4 protein-coding genes, 1 tRNA gene and 2 rRNA genes (1 of these 7 only partly in view) are annotated in these 5,520 nt (G+C 60.2%); 6 read left to right on the forward strand and 1 reads right to left on the reverse strand.

Annotated features, from left to right (window positions below):
- The 3 genes from AC1DWF_RS13800 to AC1DWF_RS13810 form a co-directional block, all read left to right on the forward strand.
- Positions 1-706 (forward strand): 23S ribosomal RNA (locus AC1DWF_RS13800); it begins 2,109 nt to the left of the window's first position.
- A 273-nt stretch (positions 707-979) separates the two neighbouring features.
- Positions 980-1,094: ribosomal RNA gene (rrf, locus tag AC1DWF_RS13805) — 5S ribosomal RNA — on the forward strand.
- A 268-nt stretch (positions 1,095-1,362) separates the two neighbouring features.
- Positions 1,363-1,439 (forward strand) — tRNA-Met (locus AC1DWF_RS13810).
- Positions 1,440-1,507: 68 nt separating this feature from the next.
- Here AC1DWF_RS13810 and AC1DWF_RS13815 read toward each other — a convergent pair.
- Complete coding sequence (locus AC1DWF_RS13815; protein WP_476841772.1) at positions 1,508-2,539, reverse strand: LacI family DNA-binding transcriptional regulator; 1,032 nt, start codon at positions 2,537-2,539, stop codon at positions 1,508-1,510.
- Between the two features lie 285 nt (positions 2,540-2,824).
- On the opposite strand from AC1DWF_RS13815, the gene AC1DWF_RS13820 reads away from it, so the two are divergent.
- The 3 genes from AC1DWF_RS13820 to AC1DWF_RS13830 all read left to right on the forward strand — a co-directional run.
- The gene (locus tag AC1DWF_RS13820; protein WP_476841773.1) at positions 2,825-4,114 is read left to right on the forward strand and encodes an amino acid ABC transporter substrate-binding protein; all 1,290 of its coding nucleotides are present in this window, start codon (positions 2,825-2,827) and stop codon (positions 4,112-4,114) included.
- Positions 4,115-4,200: 86 nt separating this feature from the next.
- Positions 4,201-4,947 carry an ABC transporter ATP-binding protein gene (locus AC1DWF_RS13825; RefSeq protein ID WP_476785955.1) on the forward strand — a complete coding sequence of 249 codons (747 nt, stop codon included), beginning with the start codon at positions 4,201-4,203 and terminating at the stop codon, positions 4,945-4,947.
- A partial coding sequence (locus AC1DWF_RS13830; RefSeq protein WP_476841774.1) for an ABC transporter ATP-binding protein occupies positions 4,944-5,520 on the forward strand: 577 nt, incomplete at its 3' end. The genes AC1DWF_RS13825 and AC1DWF_RS13830, both read left to right, overlap by 4 nt.

The following is a 5,520-nucleotide window of genomic DNA, read 5'->3' on the forward strand; positions in this document are numbered from 1 at the left end:
ATCTCTATGGATGTCTAACCGCGGCCCGTTATCCGGGTCCGGGACAATGTATGGTGGGTAGTTTGACTGGGGCGGTCGCCTCCTAAAGAGTAACGGAGGCGCGCGATGGTGGGCTCAGACCGGTCGGAAATCGGTCGTCGAGTGCAATGGCATAAGCCCGCCTGACTGCGAGACTGACAAGTCGAGCAGAGACGAAAGTCGGTCATAGTGATCCGGTGGTCCCGCGTGGAAGGGCCATCGCTCAACGGATAAAAGGTACGCCGGGGATAACAGGCTGATGACCCCCAAGAGTCCATATCGACGGGGTTGTTTGGCACCTCGATGTCGACTCATCGCATCCTGGGGCTGGAGCAGGTCCCAAGGGTATGGCTGTTCGCCATTTAAAGCGGTACGTGAGTTGGGTTCAGAACGTCGTGAGACAGTTCGGTCCCTATCTGCCGTGGGTGTAGGAATATTGAAAGGATCTGTCCCTAGTACGAGAGGACCGGGATGGACGGATCTCTGGTGGACCTGTTGTGGCGCCAGCCGCATAGCAGGGTAGCTATATCCGGACGGGATAACCGCTGAAGGCATCTAAGCGGGAAACCCACCTTAAAACGAGTATTCCCTTGAGAACCGTGGAAGACGACCACGTTGATAGGCCGGGTGTGGAAGTGCGGCAACGCATGAAGCTTACCGGTACTAATAGTTCGATTGGCTTGATCGTTCTCATTCCTAATGCTCATCTGACAAAGTCAGATGTTTTGTTCTCACTCACGCTTGTTCCGCCCTGCGGGCGGCGCTACGTGGGTGCGGCGCATCAGCGCCGACGGTCGGTCGACCTTGCGAAGCTTCGCTTCGAAGGCGCCAGAACCGAAGAACTGTAAAGGCACAACAAAGACCAGCGAACAGCCCGAGAGGCACCCCGACAGTTCCACTGTCGGACCCTCTTTATGCTCCTTCGCTCAAAAGCTTCTCGAAACAACGTGCGTTTTGCCGACCTGGTGGTTATGGCGGAGCGGCTGCACCCGATCCCATTCCGAACTCGGCCGTGAAACGCTCCAGCGCTGATGGTACTTCGTCTCAAGACGCGGGAGAGTAAGTCGCTGCCAGGTCTGCCAAACGCACGTTAAATCAAACCTTCGCCCGATCGAAATCGATCACGACGATGGCGCAAATCTTCTCGCAACGAAACAAGGCCCGAAAACGGGTGTCGGGCCGCCAGTCTTCCAGGATTGGGCGGCCCTTTGTTTTRGCAGTCAAAAGCCTAATCCTCGCAATCGCGTAGGCAAATGCTTACATGAAGGCGAAGACAAGCCGGAATATCTGCAGGCCCWAATCTGCGCAGGCAAAGCCTGCAAWACGGGMACTGCAAAATGGTGGCGCGGGGTGGAGCAGCCCGGTAGCTCGTCAGGCTCATAACCTGAAGGTCACAGGTTCAAATCCTGTCCCCGCAACCAAACCTCTTCAAATCCAAATCCCAAAACGCCCCGCCTCAAGCGGGGCGTTTTGCTATCTGGCAACTGCGTCAGCACGCCGGCGCGGTGCTCTCGCGGATGATGATCTCGACAGGCAGGATCGTCTCCATCGGGACATCTTCGGGCTGCTCGCYATTCATCAGCTGCATCAGGATGGTGGCCGCGGTGCGTCCGGCGCTGTGCTGCTGGATCCTGACGGTCGTCAGCTTGGGCCGGATCAATTCCAGGAACGGCATGTCATTGAACCCGGTGACCGAGACCTTGCGCGGACAGTCGATGCCTTGCTCGCGCAGCCCGTCGATCGCCCCCAGAGCGAGACGGTCATTGGCGCACAGGATCGCCGTGAATGTCCTGCCCGACGCCCGAAGTTCCTGGACGCAGCGCGCCCCTTCCGTCTCGTCGAAGCGCTTGGCGGTGACAACAAGGTCGGAGCGGAATTCGATCGACAGCTTTTTTGCGGCATTGCGAAAAGCAGCGAGGCGAAGCTGGCCGGTCGACAAATCCTGCGGTCCGGCGAGGTGGGCGATGTCGCGGTGCCCGAGATCGCGGAGATGGCGCAGCATCTGGCAGATGCCGGCATCCTCGTCATTGATGACATAAGGGATTTTCGAGTTCTCGACCTTGCGGTTCAGCGTCACCACCGGGAGCCCGTCGGCAGCTGCCTTGGCGATGGACGGGTCGCTGCGCAGCACCGCCGCATGGACGATGCCGTCGACGCCTCGGTCGCGCAGCACGTCGACAAGCCGGCTTTCGCGGTCGCGCTCGCTGTCGGTGTTGACGATGATGGAGGCATAGCCGAGCGGCTCCAGCACGCTTTCGATGCCGCGCAGGATGGGCGGGAAGATGACGTTGGTGATGTCGGGGATCATCACGCCCACCGTCATCGTTTTGTTGGTCCGCAAGCCGGCGGCGATGCGGTTCGGACGATAGCCCAGGCTCTCGGCTGCAGCCTGGATTCGGGCGGCTACCTCCTCGGTGATGTTCTTGCGCTCGACAGGGTCGAGTGCGCGCGACACTGTCGACACGTGAACGCCCGTTTCCTTGGCGATGTCTTTCAGGGTCACACGCTTCTTGAACATCATTTCGCGCCTCTTTCCGCTTCCAGATAGCAGATGAGATCTAGTTTGGGCAATCGATTGCACATAATCCTTGACGTAGATCAAACTGTCTGCAAATATTTCGCAATCGATTGCACGGTTAAGGGTTCCCGAACGTTTTGGAGGGGCGGGTTCTCAGCTTTGCAACGGTTCGGGAGGGAGGAGCCCCCGACAGATACGCGGTCCAACGTCGCTGGCGAGTAGCCGAGGGCGCTTGTGCGGTGTTATTCGAACTGAATGTGCAATCGATTGCACCAGGGAGGAATATCCATGAACACTACGCGGAAGCCTATGAAATTTGTCACCGCTCTGGCCGCGATGTCGCTGCTTGCGGGTGCCGCCCACGCCGAGAACCTGAAAATCGGGGCATCGCTGCCGATCACCGGTGGCCTTTCGGTCAGCGGCGAGAAGCACAAGCGCGGTTATGAACTCTGCATCAAGCTGATCAATGCCGCGGGCGGCATTCTTGGGCGGCAGGTCGAACTGGTCGTCAGCGACAACCGTTCCGATACCGCCACTGCCATCAACCAGTACGAACGCTTCATCAATGTCGACAAGGTGGAGGCCGTCTACGGAACCTTTTCAAGCCGGCTAACTTTCCCGGTCGCCAGCATCCTGTCCAAATACAACATKGTGCATGCCATTCCTTCGGGCGGCGCGCTGCGCATCTATGAACAGGGCTACAAGAACCTGTTCTATTTCCAGGTCAACGCGGCTGAATACACTGGCAAGGACGTGGCTGGCGTCATCAAGCAGCTCATTCCTGCGGATGCGGTTCCCAAGACTGTGGCGGTTGTTTCCGCCGACGACTTCTTCGCCAATGCGATCGCCGCGGGTCTGCTCGGCCAGAAGGTCAACGATCCGGCAACCGACAAGGAGATCGCCGATCTGGCGCCTGGTTATCTCGCCGACGTCGGCATCAAGGTGGTGATGGAAGAGAAGTGGCCGGAGGAAGGTTTCAACGACTGGCTGAACCTTGCCAACTCGATCAAGCGCTCAGGCGCCGAAATGATCATCGGCCTGACAGCGTCTGCCGAAGAGGCAGTGCAGTTGACGCGCGCGCTGAAGACTGTCGGCGCCACGCCCAAGCTGGTCTATCTCAGCCAGGGTGCCCAGACCGAGTTCATCGAAGGCGTTGGCAAGGATGCCGCCGACGGCGTGCTGATCCACACCACGTGGCACAAGGACGTGCCGTTCGAAAGCTCGCTTGCCGGCAAGCCGTTCAACAACGCCGACTTCGTCAAGGCTTTCCAGGCCGAATACGGCGTCGAGCCCGACGAGGACAGCGCCATTCCCTTCGCGGTCTGCCAGGGCATCGAGCAGGCGATGATCGGTGCCGGCACCACCGACAATGCCAAGATGGGCGAATGGTTGAGTGCGCGCACCAAAGATAACCCTGTCCAGACCGTGCTTGGCCGCTTCTCCTGGGACAAGGTCGGCCTGCCGGTCGAAAAGTCCCACATTATGACCCAGTGGCAGGGCGGCGAACTGAAGTTCGTCTACCCGACCGGCGAGTTCGAAGGGGTGTCGCCGTTCAGCTACCCCAAGGCTGGCTTCTGACAAGGCAATCCGGGAGGACGCCCGTTCGCGGGCGTCTTCACCACCGCCGGCCTGGCCGGCTGAGCTCGGAATGGGAGATCGGGCGCATGCTCGAAGTAAAGAACCTTTGCAAGCATTTCGGCGGCATCAAGGCCGTCGACGGGGCGACCTTCACGGTCGAGAGAGGGTCGATTACCGCCCTGATCGGGCCGAATGGTGCCGGCAAGACGACGGCCTTCAACTGCATCAGCCGGACGGCCGTGCCAAGTTCCGGCGAAGTCTGGCTTGACGGCGAGCGCATCGACCATCTGCGCCCGCACAAGATCACCGCCAAGGGCCTCAGCCGCACTTTTCAGATCTCCCGCAACCTCGGCGACATGACGGTCATCGAAAACGTCATCGTCCAGTCCAAGGTCGAAGGCATCCGCGGGCTGTTCAAGCCGGCGATGTCGCGCGAGGAAAAGGACAAGGCGATGTCCATCCTCGACTTCCTCGGCATCACCCGCATCGCCCATGAGGACGGCCACAATCTTTCCTATGGCCAGAAGAAGCTGATGGATCTGGCGGCCCTTTTGATGTCGGACCCGAAGATCATCCTGCTCGACGAGCCGGCCGGCGGGGTCAACCCGTCGCTGATGGAAGAGATCGTCGGTCACATCCGCGCCCTCAACGACAAGGGCATGACGGTGCTGATCGTCGAACACAACATGGACCTGATCATGCGGCTTTCCCACAAGGTCGTGGTCATGGCGCATGGCAAGGTCATCTGCGCCGGCACGCCTGAAGTCGTCCGCAAGGATCCCCATGTGCTCGACGCCTATCTCGGCGGCGTGCTCGAAGACGAGGCGGCATGATGACCAGGCTTCTGGAAGTCACCAACATCACCGCCGGCTATGGCGATGGCCCCGCCATCCTCGATGGCGCGCATCTGACCGTCGAACCGGGCAAGGTCCATTGCATCATCGGACCCAATGGTGCTGGCAAGTCGACGCTGCTCAAGGCGATCTGCGGCATGCTGTCGATCCGCAAGGGCGACGTGATCTTCAAGGGCGAGCGGCTGAACGGCCTGCGCCCCGACCAGATCCTGCGCAAGGGCATCTGCTTCGTGCCGCAGGAACGCGCGCTGTTTCCCAAGATGACGGTGCGCGAAAACCTGCGCATGGGCGGCTTCATCCTTGACGACAAGAAGGAGCTGGAGCGGCGCATCGAGGGCATCCTCGAGCGTTTCCCGATCCTGCGCGAGCGCGCCGACCAGCATGCCGGCACCATGTCGGGCGGCCAGCAGCAGACGCTCGCCATGGCCCGCACCCTGATCATCAAGCCTGACATCGTTATGCTCGACGAGCCGTCGCTCGGCCTCGCGCCCAAGATCGTCCAGGAGATGTTCGACATCATGAAGATGATGTCGGCGGAGGGCGTCTCCGTGT

Source organism: Aminobacter sp. P4_D5, assembly GCF_056401815.1.

Bases quoted from the DNA above. Each gene is read 5' to 3' on its own strand.
- AC1DWF_RS13825 (WP_476785955.1), top strand. From the start codon at position 4,201: ATGCTCGAAGTAAAGAACCTTTGCAAGCATTTCGGCGGCATCAAGGCC.